Source organism: Pseudanabaena mucicola FACHB-723, assembly GCF_014696385.1.
GTDB lineage: Bacteria > Cyanobacteriota > Cyanobacteriia > Pseudanabaenales > Pseudanabaenaceae > Pseudanabaena.
Genome location: NZ_JACJQB010000027.1, coordinates 1 through 23,700, shown reverse-complemented (window position 1 = coordinate 23,700; position 23,700 = coordinate 1). Strand labels below are relative to the sequence as shown.

The window sequence follows — 23,700 nt, the reverse complement described above, 5'->3', positions numbered from 1 at the left end:
CTTTGGGCTAAGTAAAGGTGTAAATTCAAAGTGGTGTAATTTTTGCGATTTTTTTTGCGATTTTTTTTGCGATTTTTATAGGGTCTGATGGATACAAAACTAACTGCGCTGCGAGATAAGTTGTTTTCAGGTAAAGAGGCAAACCAATTACCTGCGATCGCGGAAATAGTAGACTTTGGAGAAGATGGTTTACAAATCTTGGATGAATTTATCCAAGCACGTAAGGCTACGAATACAGAAGTGACATGGGTTGACGGCAAAATACATCAAACATTGCTCAAAAGTAATTTGCCAAGAGCGGCAGAATTAGCCCAACTGCATTACCCCCATGGAGTGGTGACTCTCAAGTCAGAAAAGTCAATTGATTATCAAGAAATTCAAATACTGCTAGCAAAACAGGACTTTGAAGAGGCTGATCGCATTACCAGCAAAAAACTGTGTGAAGCAGCAAGTTCAGATGCCTTGGCGAGAGGTTGGCTATATTTCACCGAAGCCAAATCAATTCCGATTAGTGATTTACAAACAATTAATCAACTATGGCTCGTTTATTCTGAAGGCAAGTTTGGTTTCTCGGTACAGCGTAAAATTTGGCTAAGCCTAGGCAAAGGTTGGGAAAAATTTTGGCTCAAGATTGGCTGGAAAAAGGATGGCTCGTTTACCCGCTATCCCAACGAATTTATTTGGAGCCTTGACGCACCGAGAGGTCATTTGCCCCTGTCGAATCAGTTACGGGGCAATAAAACCATGCAGGCAATTTTCTCTCATCCAGCTTGGTAAATATAGCAAAAAGAGACAAATCAAAAAAGGAGGTGCGGCGCAACTCCTTTTTTTGCAAAACTTCAACTGCTGCACTCTCTCTATGACAGAGTATCTGACGGCTTTTGCTTTACTCGCTCAACTTGTGAATATTTTTCAATCGCCTGTGTCACATCAAACAAAGATTGCTGCAAAGGCTTCAGAGCAGCTTGAATTTCTTCGTAGGTGATTTCTTCCGATTCGTAAATATTTTTGAGAGCTTCTACATTTTGCATGGTTGGCTCACGCAAACTTTGCGTAATCACCGATGGGCCATTATCTCGCAGAATGTCCTCAACAGTACGAATGAGATTAGAAGCTTGGTTTCGCATATTAGCCAACTCACGACGCGCTTCATCCTCTTCAGCATATACTTCAGCTTCCATCCGCATTCTTTCAATTTCGGTAGGACTCAAGCCACCAGTATTCGTGATACTAATACTTTGCTCAACCCCCGTATCAACATCTCTTGCTGATACATTGAGAATGCCATTGGCATCAATATCAAAGGAAACTTCAATTTGAGGAATCCCACGCGGAGCCGGTCGAATACCCTCTAATTCAAACTTGCCAAGGCTCTTATTGTCCTTTGCCATCGAGCGCTCGCCCTGTAACACATGGATTTCCACAACTGATTGGTTATCAACAGCCGTAGAGAAAATTTGTGACTTGCTAGTAGGAATAGTAGTATTGCGTTCTAGGTTTTTCGTAAATACACCACCTTGAGTTTCCAATCCAATCGAAAGCGGAATTACATCTAGCAGCAATAGATCCTTGACTTCTCCGCCCAAAATACCCGCTTGTACAGCCGCACCGATCGCCACCGCCTCATCAGGATTAACTGACTGATCAGGTTTTTTGCCCTCAAAAAATCGCGATATCGCTTCTTGAACCGCAGGAATACGGGTTGAGCCACCAACTAAAATAATGCGGTTGATTTCCTTTGGCATGAGTCCCGCATCTTTGAGGGCTTGAGCCGTAGGGTCGAGGGTTGATTTGACCAAGGCAGCCGTAATCTGCTCAAACTTGGCACGGGTAAAATCAATCTCAATGGTTTTGGGTCCATTATCATCGGAAGCAATAAAGGGCAAACTGATCAAGGTAGAAGGCGCACTAGATAGCTCAATTTTGGCTTTTTCCGCAGCCTCTCTCAGTCGTTGCAAGGCAGTCTTGTCTTCCGAGAGATCAATACCTTCTTTTTCCTTAAAGTCAGCAACTAACCAGTCAACGATCTTTGCATCAAAATCATCGCCCCCAAGATGGTTATTACCAGAAGTGGCTTTAACTTCAAAAATACCGTCACCTAGTTGCAGTACTGACACATCGAACGTACCGCCCCCAAGGTCAAACACCAAAACAACTTGATCTTGATCCTGCTTATCTAAACCATAGGCGAGTGCGGCGGCAGTAGGTTCATTAACGATCCGCATGACCTCTAAACCTGCAATTGCCCCAGCATCCTTTGTTGCTTGCCGCTGTGTGTCGGTAAAGTAGGCAGGAACCGTAATAACAGCTTGAGTAACTTCCTCACCAAGATAATTTTCAGCATCCTGCTTCAATTTCTGCAAAATCATTGCCGAAATTTCTTGGGGCGTATAGCTTTTGTCAGCAATCTGCACATCAACGGTGTCATCTTTACCCTTGATCGCCTTATAAGCAACTCGCCGACGTTCTTCTTCGGTTTCACTCCAACTGCGCCCAATAAAGCGCTTGATACTATAAATAGTGTTAATAGGATTAGTTACAGATTGACGCTTAGCCACCTGTCCCACAATTCTTTCGTTGCTATCCTTTACAAAAGCAACAATACTTGGTGTAGTGCGACCGCCTTCTGCGCTAGAGATGACAACAGGCTTGCCACCTTCTAAAACCGAAACACAACTATTTGTCGTACCAAGGTCGATACCAATTACTTTCGACATAACCGCCAGTTCCGTTAAAAGCTTTTTTTAAGTTTAGCTTAGTGAATTTCTGAATAATGTACCCTAAGAATGCATTTTGAGATGCATTCTTCGTTGTAAAAGTTTATCTTTATTTGAGGAATTAGGTCTAAGCTTTTTTAAAGATAAATATTGAAACCTAAATAAAAGAGTCTGCGATCGCAGACTCTTTTATTTATCCTTTGTGATCTAGTATTTAGGCTGATTCACCATTGTCATTGTCAGCATTAGCAGATGTACTCTCATCACCATCAATTTTGCCAGAAGATACTTTAACAAGGGCATGGCGTAGCACTCGATCATCACTGACTAAATAGCCAGGACGCAATTCTTCGGTAATAAGTCCCTCTTCATGTTCAGGTGAAGGCTCCTGCATAATTGCTTCATGGAAGTTAGGGTCAAATTCCTGACCAATGCATTCCATTCTTGCCACGCCTGTTTCTTTTAAGCATTTAAGCAATTGCTTATAAACTGATTGATAGCTTCTATGAATTGAAGCTTCTCCATCCGTTTTCGGTGTAATCTGCAATTGTGCACGTTCAAAGTCATCAACTACAGGCAAGATTTTTTTGAGGATTCTACTAGTAGTAGCCCCTTCCTGCTCCTCTTTATCTCGCTCTGTGCGTTTACGAAAGTTTTCAAAGTCAGCATATAAACGTAAATACTGTTGCTTACGCTCATCTAGCTGCTCTCTAAGGGCGGTTGACTCGGCAATCAAACCACTAATTTTTTCTAGCGTTGCCGCCGCCGCCGCTTCACTCTTACTAGGTTCAGCTTTCGATTCGCCTGTGGCATCTGACTGACTAGGAGCCGAGTTTGCAGCTTCTTGGTTAGAAATGTGATTTAGTTCATCGATCGCCAGTTGTTGCAACCGTGACTCAAGTACCTCATCGTCTTCATCGATCAGGTCGTCAGAATTTAGTGTTTTTTCTTCTTCAATCATTGCTGTAATACTCTTTTCGGGCTTTTCACTCTAGTACATTATTTGGCAGCTAATTGCTGAGAAGTGAAATTTGGCAATTGCTTTTGACGATTTTTGCCAATCACATCAATTCTACTCTTGATCTGAGTCAACTTATACCAAAACACAAAATGGCATAGCCATTTTGTGTTTTTAAAACCCTTGCTGGGTTTAGTTTTTAATTCACAAAAGTGTTATCACATCTTCGTGAATTGGTATGAGTACCCATGAGCACTATGCGATCGCAATTTATGGCAAACAGTTGAGGGTCACTTTTGTGGGTATACCTGTCTCAGCAATATTTCCAGAGGCTAAAGAACAAAAATATTGACGGACATTATTGGCAAGACTAGTTACATCCGTAAAATCTGCGGATTCAATACTGCCCATATTTTCAACGATCACATTCTGTAAATTTGCCCCATTTAGTTTTACTCCTGCCAACTCTACTAAATTAAGATTCGCAGCCGTGAGATTCGTAGAGCTAAGATCCGCATTGGTAAAACTAGTTAGGTATAGTTCCGTTGATCTCATATCGGCAAAGGATAAATCTGCGCCATCTAAAATCGCATTACTCAAGTTGGCGGCGGCTAGATTACTATTTTGCAGATTTGCTTTCACTAAATTTGCTCTACGGAGATTGGCTAACAGCAGATTAGCTCCTTGCAAATTTGCGGAGTTAAGATCAGCTTCACTAAGATTTGCGCTCATTAACTCCGTTTTTTGAAGGTTTGCCGAGCCGAGTTTAGCTTGAGACAGATTGATCCTTAGAAGGTTAGACTGTTCCAGTTTGGCATCAGTCAGGTTAGAGGCAGTGAGATTTGCCTCAATCAAGCTAGCATTGCTAAGATCCGCACCACGCAGATCAACTCTGATAATTCTCACACCATTTAAGTTGGCATTTTTAAAAATCACTTGCCGCAAATCAATACGCTCAAGCACAGAACCACTGAGATTAATATTGCTAAAGTCTTGTCCCTGTAGACGATCGCTTTGATTTCCTGTCAACTGCACAAACTGAAAATTGCGCTGCCCTTCCGCATATTTAGCCATGAGAGTCTCGGCGTTAATAGGAGTCAATTTGGGGCTAGGGGGAATAACAGGCGATGGGGAAATATTAGGTGTGGGCAAACTCACTGGGGTGTTTTTGGGAGTTTCTGGAATCAGAGGTGGGGAAATAGTGGGGGTATATTGATTAATTTTCCAAGCCCAAAAGATACCGCCAACTAGGGCAATCACGACTAAACCTAATTGGAAAATAGTTTTAGATTGATCATTGAGAAACTGTAGCTGGGGGAATTTGGTTTCCATAGCTTGGCTTGGATCTTTGCCATAACACCGCAGAATTAAGCGATCACAAATTTGGCGCGTATCATCACTATCTAAATTTGCGATCGCTTGAAAAACAGGCGATGAATCAGGATCTTGAAAGTCATTTTGCCGAAAGATAAGATTTTTATTGTCTTCATGGAAAGTCTCCCACAGACTTGGTTGCAGCGCTAAAGCTCTCAGAGAGAGCGAGATGACATCAAAGGAAAAATCATCTAACTGCTCACCAAAGTCCTTGAGCGATCGCAGAGGTGGCTGATAATTGGGATGTCCCATCTCCAGAGGTGGCATCCCTAGCAATGCAGGGACATACATGCCGTCATAGTCAACTAATCGTAGTTCCCCAAGATCATCGACCATAATATTGCCATGCTGTAAATCTCCATGGGCAATGCTTGCTTGCCGAAGATCCTTTTGCAGTTTTTGGAGTTGCAAATCAAGGCGATGTAAAACACTCGGCTCATCAATATTTTCACCAATATAGCGATCAATTTCGACTCCATCGACCCAATCCATCTTTAAGATCGGATACCATTCCCCCTTGACTAAAATTCCCTTAGCAACAAACTCAAAATCTACTAAATAAGGAATTTGATGTTGGCTAAGATATGCACTAATTGCTTGATAGCGTTGTTGCACATCAGCTTGGGGAATGCGGGTAAAACATCGCACAGCCCAAGACTTTTCACCTTTGGTTAGTTTATAAACCGTGGCAAAATTCCCTGACCATAGCAAAACCCGTCCCCGCGAGTTTTTGGCTGTACTTGATTGTTTGAGGTCAGCATCTGCAAAACAAAGTTGCGGGTTTTGTACCGCCAACGTGAAGTCAATATTTAATGGCCATGTCTGGATATATGTCATGACTCACAACCAGTTTGAGACATAGTCTGAATTTCTAGGCAAAGCAAGGTAGTGTCGTCATTAACTATTTGTTGACAATCGCGTAATTCATTCACCCAATTCACAAATAAGTCTTGAGATGAAATCTGTTCTAATTTTAGCCAAGGATCTTGATTTGCTTCTATTTGCTTAAAAATCCAACAGGCGATCGCATCGGTTGCCAGATAAAAGCGATCACCTAGTTTGGCCTTACCGCTAATTTGGCGCATATCGTTTACTAATTGCGGATACGTCGCCAACAGGCGCGGATGATAGTTAAACTGGTCACTATTTTGGATTGGGAAGCTACGAAGTAACTGATGATCGCGAACCATAAATATACAGGAATCCCCTATTGCCATTGCTTTCCACCTAAAATCAGAGCAAATCTCTAAGCTCACAAAAGTAGCGAAAGCGCCCACGGCTGCCTTGCGCTTGGCAAACCAAGACAAGTTCTGCTCTGCTAACCCGCTTTGCCAAGATTTTTGCGATCGCAATAGCCAGTTTTGCCAATCACCATCTCCTATTTCATGACGATGGACAAAATTTGTGACCAATTCCTTTGACCATTCGCGGGCAAACGATGATTCGGTTGCCCCATCCGATAGGGCTAGTGATATGCCCATATGGTGCTGAACATAGTCCCACATGTCTTCACATTCTGCGATCGCATTACCTGCTTTTTGTACTGAAAAACTTTGGACTAACTGAAACCTTGCCAAGCCTCTGGCTGTGGGCTTATGAATTTGAGCATATAAACTGCGATCGCAATATTTTTGCGAATAGTTAGAGACAAATGACTTAAACCCAAAGTTGGCATAGCCATATGGAGAAGGCAATCTCGAAACAGCAATATTGCAAGAAGATTTAAACACAGTATCTATAGGCGATCGGCAAGGGGAGCGGAAAATTTCAAGTTACCTTAACAGCAGAAGTACGCAAAATAAAAGCCCGCAGATGCAGGCTTTTATTTCTTGGCAGATTTAGGCGATCGCTAAAGATGCTAGGGGGTTAGGAATTGTGGCACTAGGTGCAGTAAACTCGCCCGTAATCACAAACTCCAATCGCAATTTCAACCAGCGCATCGTATTCGGATCAGTGGTGATGATCGCCGCTGCAGGTTGAGGAATTTGCTTTTTGATGCTTGCCATTTCAGGAGCTTCCAAGAAAGCAGGCTGCTCAATTAACCAAAAATTAATTTCTTTGTTGCGAGCCTCAAAGTTGCGGCGACGCTCCGATAGCGTCTCACCCAAAGGTTTCCCTTCGTCTTCACACAAATACTTACGGCTAGCAGCCACAAAATAATACTGCTGGGACTCTGACATAAATTTTTTTTAACTTAACAAGGTAATGGCTTGTAAAGCCAAATCTATGTTAACGCTAATTCAACTTGCCTAACTTTTCGATAAATTAAGCTGCGGTGTCAGCTCTAATACGCTTTGCAAAACAATATCTGCACCATTTTCCTTAAGTAAAGCTGCATAGCGCTCACGAGATTCTTCTCCAATATGAGGCGGAATCACTCCCACAGCCAGATATTTATAACTAGGGTCATACTCCCTTGCCTTTAGTACGGTCAGCATGTCGGCAACCGTATCACCCACATATACCACCAGATCTGCGATCGCATTTTGCGTTGACTCAATCTGCTTAGTTGCCAGCAAAAATCCTGTGGGATCAGGCTTACCTGCGGCATCTTCCATCGCAACCAGTACAGGACTGCTAATCTCTAGCCGATGCAAAACATAGCTTGCCGAAGCCCTAGTTGCACCACTAAAAAATCCCCAACCGATATTCGCTTCGGTCAAACCAGCGAAATATTCTTGATTAGCAATCAAAGGCTCAGAGGCAATATACCCATCCGACCAGTCTGACTGAGTACCACGATAGCGACTCTGGAAAAATGCCACGATATCTTCATAACTGACTGTGAGAGGTTTCTCTTGGAGATAACGCTTGATTAACTCCTGCGAAGCTTCCCAATCATTATTCCAAATACCTTCTGATTTCAAATCATCAATCTCTTCGGGGCTAGGACGATAAAGCTCTCCCTGCAACTGCATTACAAAATATTCTACCGTATCCGCCAAAGCCCGCCGATAGGAACCTGACACATCACGAATCACCCCATCAATATCAAATACAAAAATAGTCATAGCCTAATTTCACTTCTCCCGCTTTAGTTTTAAAGCATCTAACCGAAGCTACGACCTTGAACTGTAGTAGCGTTGATATGGCTGACTATGCTACTATGGAAGATCGCTACTTTAATATGTAATTTAAATTTTGTTGGAGGTAGGTAGCATTGTCCCAGTTTATTCTAAAAATCTTATGGTTAGAGAATAACGTAGCTCTTGCCGTTGACCAAGTCGTCGGTAAAGGTTTCAGCCCTCTCACCAAGTATTTCTTCTGGCCCCGTGATGATGCTTGGGATCAACTCAAATCAGAAATGGAAAGCAAGCCTTGGATTGCCGATCAAGATCGGATCGAGATTTTAAATAAGGCAACCGAAGTAATTAATTACTGGCAACAAGAAGGCAAAAATCGCCCAATGACTGAAGCTCAAGGTAAATTCCCTGATGTCATATTTACTGGTAGTAACTAAGCATCAGAAAACAAAAAAGAGGAGAAAGCTTGGCTTTCTCCTCTTTTTCTTTTTCCAAAAATGTCAGCGTGCAACGCTGACATTTTTTGTTTAATGATCAGCCGTCAAGGTCAGGCATAGAAAGTACAGCCTCAGTCTTGCGGTCAATACCCTTTTCAAAGCCAGCAACAGCCGCACGAGCGCGACCAGCATGCCATAGGTGACCTACCAAGAACATAAAGGACAATACGAAGTGAGAAGTAGACAACCAAGAGCGAGGAGATACGAAGTTAACTGCGTTGATTTCAGTGATAACGCCACCAACTGAGTTCAAAGAACCCAAAGGAGCATGAGTCATGTACTCAGCAGCACGACGTACTTGCCAAGGTTGAACGTCATTCTTGAGTTTGTCGATATCCAAACCGTTAGGACCACGGAGAGGCTCCAACCAAGGACCACGGAAGTCCCAGAAACGCATGGTTTCACCACCAAAGATGATTTCGCCAGAAGGAGCGCGCATTAGATACTTACCAAGACCTGTAGGCCCTTGTGAAGTTGCAATGTTTGCACCTAACTTTTGGTCACGCACAAGGTAGGTGAAAGCTTGAGATTGAGAAGCTTCAGCGCCAGTAGGACCAAAGAATTCGCTAGGATAAACAGTGTTGTTGAACCAAACGAAGCAAGTAGCGATAAATGCCATCAGGCTCAATGCACCAAGGCTATAGGCAAGATATGCTTCACCAGACCAAACCAAGGCACGACGTGCCCAACCGAAAGGCTTAGTAAGGATGTGCCAGATACCACCACCGATGCAGATAAAGCCGATCCAAATATGTCCGCCAACTACATCCTCAAGGTTGTCAACACCAACAATGTTGCCTTCGCCACCAAAGGGAGAATTTAGCAAGTAGCCAAAGATAACAACAGGGTTAATGGTTGGATTGGTGATAACACGTACATCGCCACCACCAGGAGCCCATGTATCGTAGAGACCACCAAAGAACATCGCCTTGAATACGAGCAGAAGTGCGCCACATCCTAACAAGATCAAGTGATAACCAATGATATTGGTCATTTGATTCTTGTCTTTCCAGTCGTAACCGAAGAATGAGGAATAGTTTTCAAGAACTTCAGGACCGCGCAATGCGTGGTAAATTCCACCAAAGCCAAGTACTGCAGAAGAAATAAGGTGTAAAACACCAACTACGAAGTATGGGAATACGTCAACAACTTCGCCGCCAGCACCCACACCCCAACCTTGGGTTGCAAGGTGAGGCAAAAGGATAAAGCCTTGCTCATACATTGGCTTTTCGGGAACAAAGTGCGCGACTTCAAACAAAGTCATTGCGCCAGCCCAGAATACAATCAAACCAGCGTGAGCAACGTGAGCGCCCAGCAGTTTGCCAGAAAGGTTAATGAGTCGTGCGTTGCCAGACCACCAAGCAAAACCTGATGTATCTTGTGTACGCCCGCCCACTCCTAGCGAGTTTAAGTTAATGGTCGTCGTCACGAGAGGGTATCTCCAGAGAGCTTTTTATAGGTTTTTAGAGTGCAAATAATTTTTTAGCTATCAGATACCAGTTTAGGTAGCTGCTAACATTTAGAAGTTTGATGAAATCCATCATAATCTAAAAACTAGTCGAACTGCGCTGACATCTAATAGCTAATAAGAGATTTTGTACAGCAACAAGCGCTGTACAAAATGTTTCAAGAAAATTACAGTGCGTTACCACGAGGCAATACTTCTTCAGGGAAGATGAATCTTTCGGCTGGTTGGTCTTGAGGAGCCATCCAAGCGCGAATACCTTCATTCAAGAGCAAGTTCTTGGTGTAGAAGGTTTCAAATTCAGGATCTTCCGCAGCGCGGACTTCTTGAGATACGAAGTCATAGGCGCGCAAGTTTAATGCTAAACCAACAATACCGACACTGCTGAACCATAGGCCAGTTACAGGTACGAATAGCATGAAGAAGTGCAACCAACGCTTGTTGGAGAATGCAATACCGAAGATTTGGCTCCAGAAGCGGTTAGCTGTAACCATGGAGTAAGTTTCTTCAGCTTGGGTGGGGTTGAAAGCTTTGAAGGTGTTAGAGCTGCTGCCTTCGCCATCTTCAAATAAGGTGTTTTCAACGGTTGCGCCGTGAATAGCACAGAGCAATGCGCCACCAAGGATACCTGCAACACCCATCATGTGGAAGGGGTTCAAAGTCCAGTTGTGGAAACCTTGTAGGAACAAGATGAAACGGAAGATACCAGCTACGCCGAAGGTTGGACCGAAGAACCAACCAGACTGACCCAAGGGGTACATCAAGAAGACGGATACGAATACGGCGATGGGGCCAGAGAAGGCGATCGCATTGTAAGGACGGATACCGACTAGACGCGCAATTTCAAACTGACGTAGCATGAAGCCAATCAGAGCGAACGCACCGTGCAAAGCCAAAAATGTCCAAAGACCACCGATTTGGCACCAACGGGTAAAGTCGCCTTGGGCTTCAGGGCCCCAGAGCAAGAGCAAGGAGTGACCAACACTCAATGCGGGAGAAGATACAGCTACGGTCAAGATGTTGCATCCTTCGAGGAAGCTAGAAGCTAGACCGTGGGTGTACCAAGAAGATACGAAGGTGATCCCAGTAAACCAACCACCAATAGATAAAAATGCGGTGGGGAATAGCAACAAGCCACTCCAGCCAATAAATACAAATCTGTCGCGCTTTAGCCAGTCGTCGATGATGTCAAACCATCCTCTTTCGACTTCCTGCGACCTGCCCATTGCAATGGTCATAATTTTAAATCCTGCTTTAACTACTAGTATTTATATGGATTTGAAAATAGCTTAACACATCTTTACGTTTGACTTCTGATCAAATAATTAAAATCGTCAAAAGCTCTCAGCACAGATGTTTTAGGTATATTTACTGATCACATATAGAGGGGTAAACAATCTTAAAAAAGTGTTAAATAGATTTTGTCTGCTTGACAAAACAATAAATTTATCAACTAATTTGTTAAAAAAATGAATTTTTACAGCTAGTTGATTTAGATCTAGACTCTAAAGATTTTAGGTCAGATATCTTCAGATATCTATCGTAGGCTAGCGATCGCAAATTAGGCAATAAACCTAAAAAGCAAAGCGCACAAGACTATCTGGAATTGTGCGCTTTGCTTTAATTATATTTGAGTTGCTTAGATTTTTGAATCGGGATGATAGGATTCGAACCTACGGCATCCTGCTCCCAAAGCAGGCGCGCTACCAAGCTGCGCTACATCCCGTTGCGAATATCTATGTTACTACATAAATTGCTAAATACAATAATTTATTTTCAAAAATAAAAAAGAATCGAGGGTCGGCGCGAAGCGCTGCCCCTCGATTAGGCTATTTCTGAGCTTGGAGATCTGCTTGTAAGTAGTTGATAAATTGCTGAGCAGTACGCCCTGACTGACCATTATGACGAGTTGCCCATTGTAAGGCTCGAAAATCAAGATCGGATGGTGATAGGTCAATACCTGCACGTTTAGCGAGATGATGGACGATTTTAAGGTAAATCTCTTGATCGGCTTGCAAAAATGTCAGTGTTAAGCCAAAGCGATCGCTGAGAGATAATTTTTCCTGCATCGTATCCCAAGGATTAATCTCTTTTTGATCACTAAGATCTTTGAGACTAGGCCGATCGCTAAAATATTCACGCAGTAAGTGGCGGCGGTTGGAAGTGGCGTAAACCAATAAATTATCTGGCTGCGATGAGAGGTTACCCTCTAATACTATTTTCAGAGCCTTGTAGTCTTCACTTTCTTTTTCAAAGGATAAATCATCCACAAAAATAATAAATTTCTGTGGAACTTGGCGCAGCAGATCAGCAATTACTGGCAAGTCCTTAAGATCATGCTTGGCAACCTCGATCAGGCGTAAACCGCGATCGCGATAGGCATACATTAATGATTTTACTAGCGATGATTTGCCAGTGCCACGACTGCCATAGAGTAATGTGTGCAGCCCGTGATATCCCGATAGAAAGGCTTCAGTATTTCGGTAAAGGGTTTGCCGTTGATGTTCATAACCTACCAAGTCAGATATTCTTACCAAGTCAGGATATGTAATTCCCTCTAGACGATCTTTACTCCATCGGAAAGCATCGTAATTGGTAAAGATGCCTGTGCCTGCCTGTTGATAATAGTTGGCTAATTCAGGCAACAACTGCGTCCAGTCGTCGGTTACTTGAAATTTACGGATTAGCGATCTCTTGGTTTCGGAAAGATGGGACAAATCACTGAATTCCAACTGCCAAGGCACAGCACAACTATCGTCCTCAAGCAAGCCAATTAATTTATCACCACCCCAGAGACTAATTTCTTCTAAGACTCGCAAGTCATGATTTGACGCGGCAACTAAAGATGACGGCATTTGTTCAAGGGAAAGATTTTGCGATCGCAAGCTAAAAGGATTCTCTGAGGCAAGAATTTGAGAAATTATATAGTCGCGCCAGTTATATCCCGTCGCAGCAATTTCCCTAAACCATTTGCCATAGACAGTTAAATAATCTAGCCGACTTGCAGATTCCTGTTGATGGTCACTGGGAGCGTAGTTAGATAAACATTGCAGGAGTCTTTTGTAGATTTCGCCAATTTCTTGCTCTAAAACATTTTGATAAAGCAACAAAGCCGCAATCTTGACCTGTTTTACATAAAGGGATTGCCGCATCTGATCAAGCATATTTAGTCCAAATTTAAAGCTTCTCAATTTCCTGAAACTGTTCCCATGTTATCCCCTGTTGAAGGTAGTTGGGCTGGCTGGGGTTGTAAGGAGCTGCGAGGCGATCGATGGTCAAAATTTTGGCGCGATCGCAAATTATGGGTACATCAGGATCAAAGGCAGTCGGGCGCATCAACGAACTAGAAAAACCTCTGAAGATCATCACCTCATCTAGTTCGTCGTCGACCTGTAGCTTGACCAGTAGAACTTCCTGAGGGTGTTTATTAGTGTAGTTTTCTAATTGCTGACCTTGATTTACGGACATAGTAAAGATTCTTTATTTTAATTTTAGACTAGGCAGTGTAAATCCATACAATATATAGCTTATATAGCTATCTAAGCGAGTGAACTCGTTCTTGACAAGACTAGCGACCTATACAGTTCTAACTAGAGTGGCAAAGGCATTTAACGATGATGTGGAAAATGGGTAATAATCGATCGCTTATTCAGGCTTTAGTATTTGCAAGCTTGACCCTGCCTTTATTTAGCCTATCGGCAATTGCCCAAACTAGTTTTGGAAGGACTGGGCAAGATGGCGAAGTTGGTCGAGATGGTCGTAGTGGTCGAGATGGACAAGACTTGAGAATTAGTGCTGATGGTAGACCTGCGACCTATGATCTCACTGGCACAATCGGCGAAGATGGCGAGGATGGCAGATCAGGACGCTCGGCAAGTAGTTGTGAACAACCCTATAGACCCGAATTTTCTCTTATAGGTGCATCGGGTGGACGGGGCGGCAATGGCGGCAACGGCGGTAATGGCGGTAATGGCGGCAATGCCACGATTTTTTATACCAATATTGCTAATTTACAGCAAGTGGAAATCCGCAACTCAGGTGGGCGTGGTGGTCGCAATGGACGCGGAGCCTTGGGTGGCTCTGGCTGTGAATGCAATGAGGACAAATGGAGAGTTCAGTATTGCACTATCGAAACCGAGCGTCGCCCCGTCTTCGATGCAGATTCCGCATCGGCGGACAAAAAAAACGTCGTTTGGCAAGCTTACTCTAGCGAAACTAGAATCTGTGGACGCTCTTCCGATGAATGGCGCAACGATCGCAATTCAGAACGATTTACGCGCAACTCGGAATATGTCGAAGGAAACTGGCGCTATCGTCGTTTCAACAAAGGTGTTGCTCGCACTAGTTATTACCAATGTAGTGATGGTGAGAATGGGGCAACGGGCAACAATGGGCGGCTTGGCACTACGGGCAGCTACGGCAAAATCACCCTCATCCCGCGTTTAGACATTCCTACAGAAGTTATTAGCGATCGCAAACCCTTAGCAGTTGCATTGGGCAAAAAAGTGACCCTCGTCAAAAATATTTGGGTTGAGCGCAGTGGACTATTGCGCCTGTTGCGCCCTAGTTCTGATGTCCCTGATCGCTACACCTATTTAAAGGATACGGCGCGACTCGCCTATCAATTTGAATGGGCCGCACCGATGACACCTGCATCGTTAGGGATTGAGCGGGTAGAAATTGGAGCAACCGTGAATGTCAACAATGAAATCGCTCAACTTGAGTACGACTTACCAGGCACGTTGGAATACCAAGTTATTTCTAGTCAGTCCCCTGACAGCTTGCAAGTGATCAAAATTACAGGAGGATTCGCCCCCGATCGCGTCAAAGCCTTCCAACTTCAAAGCATTTCAGGAGTCAGCACTGATAACCAACTCGTCCTCAGCGATCGCGGCAATGTCAGAGAACTGCTCAAAGAGGCGGAGATCGAAGTGGAATGTTTTAGCAAGCAATCGGCAACGGGTGCAGTGGCTAGTGATTATCAATCCAGACGTAAGATTGCGTTTAAAATTCCACCCAAAGCTGAGCCAAATAACGGTGCTGTCGTTAGTGGGAATACCTATACTTTGCCGATTGGTCGCTATTGCTCACCTTGGCTCAGGGAGAATAACAACGCCGCCTATGGCATTGTGATCAATCAAATTACCAAGAGTGGCGCAAAATATAGCCAAAGTATCGACAAAGCCTTTGTGGTAGGAAAAAATTAAGGATCTCAGCATATTTCCTGAACCTTTGCCGCAAGCTGTGTGTGCGGCAAAGGTTTCTAGCCTAACTACTTAATATTAGTTTTTGTACCTTTCTATGAGATTCTGGTATCAATACTGACTATGCATAATCTGCACAAGTGCTTATGAGTTCGATTCGTGTTGTCCTAATTGAAGACCATGACCTGACCCGCATGGGCATGAAGATCGCTTTGCAACAGCAGGTCGATCTGGTGTTTGTAGGTGAGGCGGCAACGGGGAATGAAGGCGTTTCCTTAGTAAATAGCCAACAACCTGATGTAGCCATTGTTGATTTAGGTTTGCCTGATATCGATGGGGTGGAGGTAACTCGCCAAATTAAGGCTGCTGCCACGGAAGCAGGGAGAGCCACTAAGGTTTTAATTCTGACCCTGACCGATAATCAAGAGACGGTTTTGGCTGCCTTTGCCGCAGGTGCAGATTCCTATTGCATCAAAGATATTAGTTCCGATAATCTTGTCCAAGCATTAAAACTCACTGCTGAGGGCAACTCATGGATTGATCCTGCGATCGCAAATATTGTTTTGCAACAGGTACGTCGCCGTGAGGCAACTGTCGAGATTGATGCTGCCGAAGCAGACTACAAACAGGTGTTACAAGCGACACCTCTAACCGAGCGTGAGCTAGAAGTTTTGTCGGAGATCGTCAATGGCAATAGCAATGCTGAAATTGCCGAAAGACTTTATATCACCGTCGGCACGGTCAAGACTCATGTGCGTAACATTTTGAATAAACTATGTGCGGATGATCGAACACAGGCGGCTGTCCGCGCTCTGCGAGCAGGTTTAGTCAAATAGCTAAATAAATAAAAAAAGAGCGCTCTGCGCTCTTTTTTTATTCACGATCTTCTTCAATGCGACTAGCGCCGCGTTCATAGAGCTTACAAATGCCGCGTGAGCTAGCTTTAATAAAATTGCAAAAGAGTTGAATATCGGGATTTTCTGCAAACTCGGCAGAGGACTCCAAGAATTGCAAAGCTTGAGAACGATTGCGTCCTGACCGATAAATAACATCATAGGCTGCCAAAATTTGACGACGGCGCTCATGGCTAAAACCATTACGACGTAACCCAAGGCGATTTAAGCCCAGCACCATATTTGTGTCTACTGCCATGCAGTAGGGTGGGACATCCATACCAAGGCGAGTTTGTCCGCGTACCATTGCATAGGAGCCAATCCGCGTAAACTGATGTACCACGGAGTCGCCCCCCATAAAGGCGTAATCATTTACCTCGACATAGCCCGCTAGCAAAACGTTGTTGACTAAAATGACCCGATTGCCAATTTTGCAGTTATGGGCGACATGTGCGCCAGTAAATAGCAAATTGTCATTACCGATTTTGGTAACCGAGCCTTCCTTCGTGCCACGGTTGACGGTGGCATATTCACGAAAAATATTGCGATCGCCAATTTCTACAAAGGTCACTGCCCCCTTATAGGAAGTGTCCTGCGGCTCAGAACCAATAATTGCACCATAGCCAACTTGATTGTCATTACCAAGCTTGGTATGCCCCGTAACGATCGCCCTTGCCCTAATTTCGCAGCGATCGCCAATTTCCACAAATTCATCAACAATGGCATCAGCACCAATAGATGTACCTTCACCAATTTTGGCGTTGGGATGAACGATAGCGCGAGGATGAATCGTAATATTAGTATTGGGCATGAAAATGGGGAAATGTGAGGCTACGGTCTACAGCAATAGCAAAGTAAGGAACAGTCTACATCAAAAAATTCCCAACCAAGTGATTTAGGATGACTATGGATATTAAGTAACTAAGCATAATTAAATATAAAGCCTTAGAACCTGTGGCGCACGCTGCGCATGCGCCACAGGTTCTAGCTCTGGGTTTTAATTAGCTAGCTACTTAAGCAAATCATCTCAACCAGATTACAAATTAGATTACAAATTAGATTATGAAAATTGTCATTACGGGTGCTACGGGATTTGTTGGCGTAAAGCTAGTTGAGCGCTTACAGGCTTTAGGAGATCATATTGTTGTGCTATGCCGTAATGTCGAAAAAGCTAGTCGTCAGTTTCCATCAGAGGCATTTCCTAATGTCAAAATTGTTGGCTACAAGCCCTTTGCCTTAGGTGATTGGACTCAGGAGATCTCTGGCAGTGATGCAGTGATTAATCTTGCTGGTGAACCAATTGCAGGTGTGCGCTGGACAGATAAACGCAAGCAGGAAATTCGTGATAGCCGCGTTTTGACTACCAAGATCTTAGTGGAGGCGATCAGTAATGCTGAGGTAAAGCCCAAGGTATTAATCAGTGGCTCGGCGATTGGCTATTACGGGACAAGTTTAGATAAATCCTTTGATGAATATAGCGATCGCGGTAATGACTTTTTAGCCGATATCTGTCGTGATTGGGAAGCAGCAGCCGATCCTGTCACTAATTTGGGAGTACGTCTAGTTAAACTCCGCACAGGTATTGTCTTGGGAATGGGCGGTGCGATCGCAAAAATGCTACCGATTTTCCAAGTTGGTGGTGGCGGCAAAATTGGCTCAGGGAAACAGTGGTTTTCTTGGATTCACCGTGATGATTGGGTGGAGCTAATTATTTATGCACTCAACAATGATCAAGTTACAGGTGCGCTCAATGGCACTGCTCCTCAACCTGTTACTAATGAGGAGTTTACCGTTGCTTTTGCCAAAGCGATTAAACGACCTGCTTTCTTACCAGTCCCCGCCGCCGCCCTAATTTTAGTGTTTGGGGAAGGCGCATCGGTATTGCTGGATGGTCAGAAGGTATTACCGCACAAAGCCGAAATCAATAAGTTCTCGTTCAAATATCCCAATATTGATCGGGCGTTGGGTGAAATTTTCAGCTAAAATCCGCAGAAAAAAAGGTGGTGCAAAGCACCACCTTTTTTGTTGATTGACTGATTAGAGAACTACGCCCTTAGGAGCAGGAATTGAAGGCTGGAGATACATAGTCAAAAACTGCACCCCATTGTTGGCAAGGTAAGGCAGTTTCTTAATCTTCTTGAGCCATTCAGGAGCATTAGACTCGTCGATCGCTACTAACTTAGCGTTGTTTTCTTCACACTTCTTCAGGCAAGACCAGAACTTAGGATTTTCCAAGTCCATAATTACAGGGAAAGCCTTGGCTGCGTCACGGTTGGTTTCGCGGAGAACTTCTTCAACATATTTGCGAGTATCCATGCCAATCGATTCATAGAACTCATTGCGAACACAAATATCGTTGAGATACATAGTCGCAAATACCGAGAGCAAGAAGAACTTGCTCCAGAGATTAGCTCTGATGCCCTTGATATTATTCTGCTCACTGCGGAGAAGTAAGCTACAGAAGTCACCATGGCGGCTCTCGTCTTGACACCAATTTTCAAAGAAATTGAAGATTGGGTAAATGCGATATTCAGGATGAGCAAGGAAATGTTGGTGAATCTTGATATAACGCCAGTAGCCAATCTTTTCTGAAAGATAGGTGGCGTAGAAAATAAACTTCGGTGCGAAGTAAACGTATTTCTTGGTCTTGGAAAGTGTGGAAAGATCTAGTTGCAGATCAAAGTCAGGCATAGCTTTATTCAAGAAGCCAGCATGACGCGCTTCGTCACGGCTCATGAGGCTAAAAATTTCTGCCATCAAAGGGTTCTTGTCTTTGATTTTGACAGCAATTTCCTTGTAAAGTAAAAATCCCGAAAATTCTGATGTACAAGATCCCTCAAGGAAGACGCGGAAATGTTCCTTCACTGTTGGATCGATTTGACTCCAATCTTGATTAAAATCAGCAGTCCGTACAAAGTGACGACGGTTATAGTCAAACTTAAATTCTTCAAGGATAGCTTCGTAATCTGGCTTGAGATCGAAGATGTCCATATTTGCCATCGCTTCAAAGTCGGTGGTGTAGAAGCGTGGGGTCAGGATAGTTTCGCGTCGGCCAGTCCCGTTCACCTTTTGGTTTGACTGGACATCGGGTTTAGAAGGGGTAGCTACCATATGTTCGTATTTTTTAAATGCCGCTAAAGGATTTTGCTAATAAATTGCAGTGTATATACCTATATGACTGCCTATTTTACGACTAGTCTCTAGTTTATGGGTAGTTATATCTAGAAATAAGGTTTGCTTGTTAAGAAGCATTAAGTATATTATCCAAGCCACCCGTTAGGCGGGCGGCTTGGATATCTGGGGTTTATTTAAATTAATTAATTTGCGATCGCATTACTCACGGTTTCTATACTTAGTGATCGCAACAAGCTCACCTGTGCCGCAGGTGTTGAGATATTGGCAAAATATGCAGAGGTTAGGTATTCGGCAAAGTTATTTTCTTGGGAAAGGTGATTTTTAAAAAAAGCAACGCTGAATAACTTGAGGTAATTTTGGGCTGCGATCGCATTGGGACCCGCAAGGATATTACTAATCTCAGGACTAATGCGATCACTTGATGTAATTGCTGTCACCGCCGTATGTCCAGCCCGATTGAGCAGTAACAAATAACGATTGGTTGCCGTTAGCCATGTAAATGGCACGACTTGCTCAGAAACTAGCGGGGCAAAAGTATCATCAGAGCTACCAACTAGAGCGATCGGTACAGTAATTTTGCTGAGATTTGGTTTACCTAAAACATGGCTAGTCACAGGGTTAACCGCCATCACAGCTTTAATGCGGGGATCACCCAGTTGATAGCTTGCAGTATTTGGCAGTTTCAAAGCCACACATTGCAGGAATAAAGAAGCATTCCATTTCGATTTTTGACATGCTTCCGCCAAATCAGCAAATTGAATCTTGGCATCACTAACTAAAGCAAGGGCTGCATAGCCACCAAAAGAGTGACCAATCATGCCGACATTTTGCCAATCAATTTTCTGGCTATTCGGATTATCGACTGGTGCTGATTTTTCGATGTAGTTCAGCACTGCTGTAATGTCATTAGGACGCTCAATAAAACTTTCTGGCGGCGCAATTTCACTAGCGACCCCAATAATCAATTTATCTAACTGTTCTTGGCTACTATTGGGTGAAATAGTCAGGACAACCGCAAAGCCATAGGATGCTAAATGTTCTGCTAAATAAAGCAACGGCTCACGAGTAGAGATTAATCCAGGATAGATCACGATCGCATTAATCTTATTTGGTATAAGTGCAGAAATGCCCGACAGACTAGAATTTTTGGGGACAAATAAATAGAAGGGAATTTCATATTTTTGGTCTAAAGATGGCGCATTGAGACTATAGCGATCCCACTGCGATTGCCCCTTATTTCGCAAATCAGCTAACTGCAATGGCTGTGTTGTCGCACTTGCCTGAGACTGTGTATTCGCTTGATCATTAACCATTTGCACCACTTTTTGGGTATTTTGCAATAGGTCAGTCAATTCACTTACAGTTTGTAATCCCGATTGAATATCAAAATAAATATCTGAAGTCGGAAATTTGCGTAAAAAGTTTAATAACGTCAGTCCATTTTCCCGATCAGCAGTTGCCAAAACCGCTGCCGCCCGAATTGCTCGATTTCCCGATAAGTTGGGTCCCGTGGTAATAAACTCACCGAGAATATCGAGGGAGCGCTCACCTTGAGATGTATAGAGAAATCGTGATAGCAAAACAATCGGCACATCGGCACGTTCAGATAAAATCCGCCGAAAATTTGCCATATCCGCCGCAGGAATGTACCGAGATGCCATGTCTAATGCTCCCCGCAATTCCCCTGACTTCGCAAAAGTTTCCAAGTCATCAACCGATACGGAAACTTCAAAAAGACTATAACGAAAGTTAACTGTGTCGGCAGCTTCACTAGGCTTGACCATCGCCACACTTGCGATCGCACTTAACAAAATCATCAAGGCAGCCGAACGGGGTATCAACCGCTTCGTAATAGTTTCAATTACTTTTCCAATCGGCGAGTTGAGATATTTCATATTTGGATCGCCTTATATATAACAGATGGATGATTCAACCTAACACAAAATTTTATTTTCCTGAATAAGTCATTAGTTCTCTTCACAACCTCGCAAATTAATTCCGCAACTCTCTTCTTGTGTTTTGCGATCGCACTATACAAAACAATACAAATGTTAATATTCGTCAATTTTGCCCCAATCTCTAGGGCGTGAATGCTAACATCCAGAGTAGTTAAACCTTGATTAAATAAAGCTTTAGGAGCGCATTTTGACATTACGAGTTGCTGTTGTAGGCGGCGGACCTGCGGGTTCTTGCGCGGCTGAAACACTTGCCAAAGCAGGAATTGAAACCTACATATTTGAGCGTAAGCTGGACAACGCCAAACCCTGCGGTGGAGCAATTCCTCTATGTATGGTTTCTGAGTTTGAGTTGCCTGACGAAATCATCGATCGTCGCGTTCGCAATATGAAAATGATCTCTCCCAGCAATGTGGAAGTAGACATTAAATTAGACAATCCCGATGAATATATCGGCATGTGTCGCCGCGAAGTTCTCGATGCATTTTTGCGTAACCGTGCTGCTGATCTCGGCGCAAAGCTGATCAATGGTCGCGTCCTTGATATCAAAATTAATAACAACGGGAATCAGCCCTACGTCATCACCTACTCCGACTTTGCCGAAGGTGGTAACGAAGGTGTAATCCGTACCCTCGAAATTGATCTGATTGTGGGTGCTGATGGCGCTAACTCCGTAGTTGCTAAAGCTATGGATGCTGGTGATTATAATTATGCGATCGCATTCCAAGAACGCATTCGCATCCCCGCAGACAAGATGGAATATTACAAAGATCTTGCCGAAATGTATGTGGGTGATGACGTTTCACCCGATTTTTACGCATGGGTCTTCCCTAAATACGATCACGTTGCCGTTGGTACTGGCACAATGCACAAAAACCAACGCATGATCAAGCAATTGCAAGCTGGTATTCGCGCCCGCGCTTTACCTCGCATCGAAGGCGGCGAAGTAATCAAAGTTGAAGCTCACCCAATTCCTGAGCATCCCCGTCCTCGTCGTGTCGTTGGTCGGATTGCCCTTGTTGGCGATGCGGCTGGCTATGTGACTAAATCTAGTGGTGAAGGTATTTACTTTGCGGCTAAGTCTGGTCGGATGTGTGCTGAAGCGATTGTTGAGTTTGCTGCCGCAGGTAAGCGCATCCCCACCGAAGCCGATCTCAAGGTTTACATCAAGCGTTGGGATAAGCAGTATGGCTTGACCTACAAGGTTTTAGACATTCTTCAGAATGTGTTTTACGCCACCAATGCAACCCGTGAAGCTTTTGTAGAAATGTGTGCGGATAAGGATGTGCAGAAGCTCACCTTTGACAGCTATCTCTACAAGACTGTCGTTCCTGCTAATCCTTTAACTCAGTTAAAGATTACCTTCAAGACAATCGGTAGCTTGCTGCGTGGCAATGCTCTAGCGCCTTAATAAAAAAGATAGAAAACTAAAGACTGGTGTAGTGAGATTTTTCTTGCTACACCAGTCTTTTTATCTTGAAATATAGCAGTAGCTAGTTATGTTAGGACAACCCCAAAACCCAAAGAAGAGTTGCGGCGCTTCGCGCCGCAACTCTTCTTTGGGTTTTATGTCTTAGCTTACTTGGCTATAGCTAAATAACGTTTTACTTCTTAACGTAATGGTCGATGGTCAATTAAAGAGTGATTTTCTAATTTTTAGGATTAGTCAAAATATACTCACGTAGGGAATGTATCTCTTGATCACTCCTGATAATTCTTTCATGATATAGAAAAAAAGGATAGTTAGGACAAATCACAGAGGGAGCATCTCAATTAGGCACTGAGTAAATACTTAGGAGAATAGCAATAGCCATTGAGATAAGCGCAACGATATTTCAAAACTTGAGCAACATTGTCTTTATTCCACTGAGCGCCAGAAATCTTGCCCCGACGACCAATCTGCTTAATTGTCGATTCAACTGAGCCTGAGCCGATGGTAACTCCCTGATTCTGTAAATAGCCATACTCAGAAATGCGCTGACGGTGATTGCGTAAGTAAGCCAGAAAATTGATAGCCCATTTTGGGTGCATTTCAGATCGCATATGGGGTATTAGCTTTCGCTTGCGGTGGTCTAGCCCTATATGGCATCAACCTATTTGCTAGAGGTCAGTGGTTTTATTAGTCACTAGTCAATCATCGTCACCATAACCCCAATTGCGATCGCAATAGTCCTAAGCGAACAGCTTCTCAGGAAAAAACATTGGTAGCCTGCTCTTGGGTAAATCCCAGATGCAAGCCACCAATGCTAGCAGGTAAATCAATAAGTGGATTGATTCTATAAAAACATTGATCACTTTGAGATAACTGAGATCTTGCACCATTCCTAAAAGAGTTAAGTGGGAATGGGTTTGAGAATAATTTCAAAGCCATGACGAGCAGCAATATCGGCACTAATTTGAAGATACCTGAGAAGTTTCAACCAAAGGACAGAAGGGAATAAAACTGAAAGAGTTAAATCACAAGTAGCTTTCCAGTCCA

General features: G+C 43.6%; 19 protein-coding genes, 1 tRNA gene and 1 pseudogene. 6 read left to right on the top strand and 15 right to left on the bottom strand.

Going from position 1 to position 23,700, the window contains the following annotated elements; translation table 11 throughout:
- Positions 1 to 87: 87 nt before the first annotated feature.
- Positions 88 to 777, top strand: coding sequence for a GUN4 domain-containing protein (locus H6F41_RS12850; protein WP_190403876.1), 690 nt, complete (start codon positions 88 to 90; stop codon positions 775 to 777).
- 80 nt (positions 778 to 857) lie between these two features.
- Here the strand turns inward: H6F41_RS12850 and dnaK are convergent, their stop codons facing one another.
- The 6 genes from dnaK to H6F41_RS12820 all read right to left on the bottom strand — a co-directional run bounded on the left by dnaK (position 858) and on the right by H6F41_RS12820 (position 8,060).
- The gene (gene dnaK, locus H6F41_RS12845) at positions 858 to 2,717 is read right to left on the bottom strand and encodes a molecular chaperone DnaK (protein ID WP_190403875.1); all 1,860 of its coding nucleotides are present in this window, start codon (positions 2,715 to 2,717) and stop codon (positions 858 to 860) included.
- Between the two features lie 214 nt (positions 2,718 to 2,931).
- A complete protein-coding gene (gene grpE / locus H6F41_RS12840; RefSeq protein WP_190403874.1) occupies positions 2,932 to 3,678 on the bottom strand; it encodes a nucleotide exchange factor GrpE in 747 nt (248 codons plus the stop codon).
- A 267-nt stretch (positions 3,679 to 3,945) separates the two neighbouring features.
- Positions 3,946 to 5,886, bottom strand: coding sequence for a pentapeptide repeat-containing protein (locus H6F41_RS12835; protein WP_190403873.1), 1,941 nt, complete (start codon positions 5,884 to 5,886; stop codon positions 3,946 to 3,948).
- Positions 5,883 to 6,779: a protein phosphatase 2C domain-containing protein gene (locus H6F41_RS12830; protein ID WP_190403872.1), complete on the bottom strand. Its 897-nt coding sequence runs from the start codon at positions 6,777 to 6,779 to the stop codon at positions 5,883 to 5,885. Before H6F41_RS12830 ends, H6F41_RS12835 begins: the two co-directional genes overlap by 4 nt.
- A 108-nt stretch (positions 6,780 to 6,887) precedes the next feature.
- Positions 6,888 to 7,229, bottom strand: coding sequence for an MgPME-cyclase complex family protein (locus tag H6F41_RS12825; RefSeq protein WP_190403871.1), 342 nt, complete (start codon positions 7,227 to 7,229; stop codon positions 6,888 to 6,890).
- Between the two features lie 69 nt (positions 7,230 to 7,298).
- Positions 7,299 to 8,060, bottom strand: coding sequence for a TIGR01548 family HAD-type hydrolase (locus tag H6F41_RS12820; RefSeq protein ID WP_190403870.1), 762 nt, complete (start codon positions 8,058 to 8,060; stop codon positions 7,299 to 7,301).
- Between the two features lie 149 nt (positions 8,061 to 8,209).
- On the opposite strand from H6F41_RS12820, the gene H6F41_RS12815 reads away from it, so the two are divergent.
- A complete protein-coding gene (locus H6F41_RS12815; protein WP_009627931.1) occupies positions 8,210 to 8,509 on the top strand; it encodes a 30S ribosomal protein PSRP-3 in 300 nt (99 codons plus the stop codon).
- 97 nt (positions 8,510 to 8,606) lie between these two features.
- Here H6F41_RS12815 and psbC read toward each other — a convergent pair whose 3' ends face one another.
- The 5 genes from psbC to H6F41_RS12790 all read right to left on the bottom strand — a co-directional run bounded on the left by psbC (position 8,607) and on the right by H6F41_RS12790 (position 13,502).
- Complete coding sequence (psbC, locus tag H6F41_RS12810; protein WP_190403869.1) at positions 8,607 to 9,998, bottom strand: photosystem II reaction center protein CP43; 1,392 nt, start codon at positions 9,996 to 9,998, stop codon at positions 8,607 to 8,609.
- Between the two features lie 206 nt (positions 9,999 to 10,204).
- Positions 10,205 to 11,272 (bottom strand): photosystem II D2 protein (photosystem q(a) protein), encoded by a 1,068-nt coding sequence (gene psbD, locus H6F41_RS12805; protein WP_190403868.1) that lies wholly within the window; start codon positions 11,270 to 11,272, stop codon positions 10,205 to 10,207.
- 414 nt (positions 11,273 to 11,686) lie between these two features.
- Positions 11,687 to 11,760, bottom strand: a tRNA-Pro gene (locus tag H6F41_RS12800).
- 103 nt (positions 11,761 to 11,863) lie between these two features.
- Positions 11,864 to 13,198, bottom strand: coding sequence for an ATP-binding protein (locus H6F41_RS12795; RefSeq protein WP_190403867.1), 1,335 nt, complete (start codon positions 13,196 to 13,198; stop codon positions 11,864 to 11,866).
- Between the two features lie 13 nt (positions 13,199 to 13,211).
- Positions 13,212 to 13,502 carry a DUF7734 family protein gene (locus H6F41_RS12790; RefSeq protein ID WP_190403866.1) on the bottom strand — a complete coding sequence of 97 codons (291 nt, stop codon included), beginning with the start codon at positions 13,500 to 13,502 and terminating at the stop codon, positions 13,212 to 13,214.
- A 146-nt stretch (positions 13,503 to 13,648) separates the two neighbouring features.
- Between H6F41_RS12790 and H6F41_RS12785 the strand changes: the two genes are divergently transcribed.
- Both H6F41_RS12785 and H6F41_RS12780 read left to right on the top strand, forming a co-directional pair.
- Positions 13,649 to 15,241: a hypothetical protein gene (locus tag H6F41_RS12785; protein WP_190403865.1), complete on the top strand. Its 1,593-nt coding sequence runs from the start codon at positions 13,649 to 13,651 to the stop codon at positions 15,239 to 15,241.
- 143 nt (positions 15,242 to 15,384) lie between these two features.
- On the top strand, positions 15,385 to 16,074 hold the full coding sequence (locus H6F41_RS12780) for a response regulator (protein WP_190403864.1): 690 nt from the start codon (positions 15,385 to 15,387) through the stop codon (positions 16,072 to 16,074).
- A 37-nt stretch (positions 16,075 to 16,111) separates the two neighbouring features.
- Here the strand turns inward: H6F41_RS12780 and lpxA are convergent, their stop codons facing one another.
- Positions 16,112 to 16,942: an acyl-ACP--UDP-N-acetylglucosamine O-acyltransferase gene (gene lpxA / locus H6F41_RS12775; protein WP_190403863.1), complete on the bottom strand. Its 831-nt coding sequence runs from the start codon at positions 16,940 to 16,942 to the stop codon at positions 16,112 to 16,114.
- Positions 16,943 to 17,193: 251 nt separating this feature from the next.
- On the opposite strand from lpxA, the gene thyD reads away from it, so the two are divergent.
- Entirely contained in the window at positions 17,194 to 18,114 is a 921-nt protein-coding gene (gene thyD / locus H6F41_RS12770) for a thylakoid membrane protein ThyD (RefSeq protein WP_190403862.1), read from the top strand.
- Positions 18,115 to 18,168: 54 nt separating this feature from the next.
- Here thyD and acsF read toward each other — a convergent pair whose 3' ends face one another.
- Positions 18,169 to 19,242 (bottom strand): magnesium-protoporphyrin IX monomethyl ester (oxidative) cyclase, encoded by a 1,074-nt coding sequence (gene acsF / locus H6F41_RS12765; RefSeq protein ID WP_190403861.1) that lies wholly within the window; start codon positions 19,240 to 19,242, stop codon positions 18,169 to 18,171.
- A gap of 206 nt (positions 19,243 to 19,448) precedes the next feature.
- Positions 19,449 to 21,161, bottom strand: a complete 1,713-nt coding sequence (locus H6F41_RS12760; protein WP_190403860.1) for an alpha/beta hydrolase — start codon at positions 21,159 to 21,161, stop codon at positions 19,449 to 19,451.
- A gap of 250 nt (positions 21,162 to 21,411) precedes the next feature.
- On the opposite strand from H6F41_RS12760, the gene chlP reads away from it, so the two are divergent.
- On the top strand, positions 21,412 to 22,632 hold the full coding sequence (gene chlP / locus H6F41_RS12755; protein WP_190403859.1) for a geranylgeranyl reductase: 1,221 nt from the start codon (positions 21,412 to 21,414) through the stop codon (positions 22,630 to 22,632).
- Between the two features lie 362 nt (positions 22,633 to 22,994).
- Here the strand turns inward: chlP and H6F41_RS12750 are convergent.
- Positions 22,995 to 23,237, bottom strand: a pseudogene (locus H6F41_RS12750) (hypothetical protein); the annotation flags it as partial.
- Between the last annotated feature and the right edge of the window lie 463 nt (positions 23,238 to 23,700).

Excerpts from the sequence above, each read along its gene's own strand:
- H6F41_RS12850 (WP_190403876.1), top strand. The coding sequence starts at position 88 with ATGGATACAAAACTAACTGCGCTGCGAGATAAGTTGTTTTCAGGTAAA.
- dnaK (WP_190403875.1), bottom strand. The coding sequence starts at position 2,717 with ATGTCGAAAGTAATTGGTATCGACCTTGGTACGACAAATAGTTGTGTT.
- grpE (WP_190403874.1), bottom strand. The coding sequence starts at position 3,678 with ATGATTGAAGAAGAAAAAACACTAAATTCTGACGACCTGATCGATGAA.
- H6F41_RS12835 (WP_190403873.1), bottom strand. The coding sequence starts at position 5,886 with ATGACATATATCCAGACATGGCCATTAAATATTGACTTCACGTTGGCG.
- H6F41_RS12825 (WP_190403871.1), bottom strand. The coding sequence starts at position 7,229 with ATGTCAGAGTCCCAGCAGTATTATTTTGTGGCTGCTAGCCGTAAGTAT.
- H6F41_RS12820 (WP_190403870.1), bottom strand. The coding sequence starts at position 8,060 with ATGACTATTTTTGTATTTGATATTGATGGGGTGATTCGTGATGTGTCA.
- psbD (WP_190403868.1), bottom strand. The coding sequence starts at position 11,272 with ATGACCATTGCAATGGGCAGGTCGCAGGAAGTCGAAAGAGGATGGTTT.
- H6F41_RS12795 (WP_190403867.1), bottom strand. The coding sequence starts at position 13,198 with ATGCTTGATCAGATGCGGCAATCCCTTTATGTAAAACAGGTCAAGATT.
- H6F41_RS12790 (WP_190403866.1), bottom strand. The coding sequence starts at position 13,502 with ATGTCCGTAAATCAAGGTCAGCAATTAGAAAACTACACTAATAAACAC.
- H6F41_RS12785 (WP_190403865.1), top strand. The coding sequence starts at position 13,649 with ATGATGTGGAAAATGGGTAATAATCGATCGCTTATTCAGGCTTTAGTA.
- H6F41_RS12780 (WP_190403864.1), top strand. The coding sequence starts at position 15,385 with ATGAGTTCGATTCGTGTTGTCCTAATTGAAGACCATGACCTGACCCGC.
- lpxA (WP_190403863.1), bottom strand. The coding sequence starts at position 16,942 with ATGCCCAATACTAATATTACGATTCATCCTCGCGCTATCGTTCATCCC.
- thyD (WP_190403862.1), top strand. The coding sequence starts at position 17,194 with ATGAAAATTGTCATTACGGGTGCTACGGGATTTGTTGGCGTAAAGCTA.
- acsF (WP_190403861.1), bottom strand. The coding sequence starts at position 19,242 with ATGGTAGCTACCCCTTCTAAACCCGATGTCCAGTCAAACCAAAAGGTG.
- H6F41_RS12760 (WP_190403860.1), bottom strand. The coding sequence starts at position 21,161 with ATGAAATATCTCAACTCGCCGATTGGAAAAGTAATTGAAACTATTACG.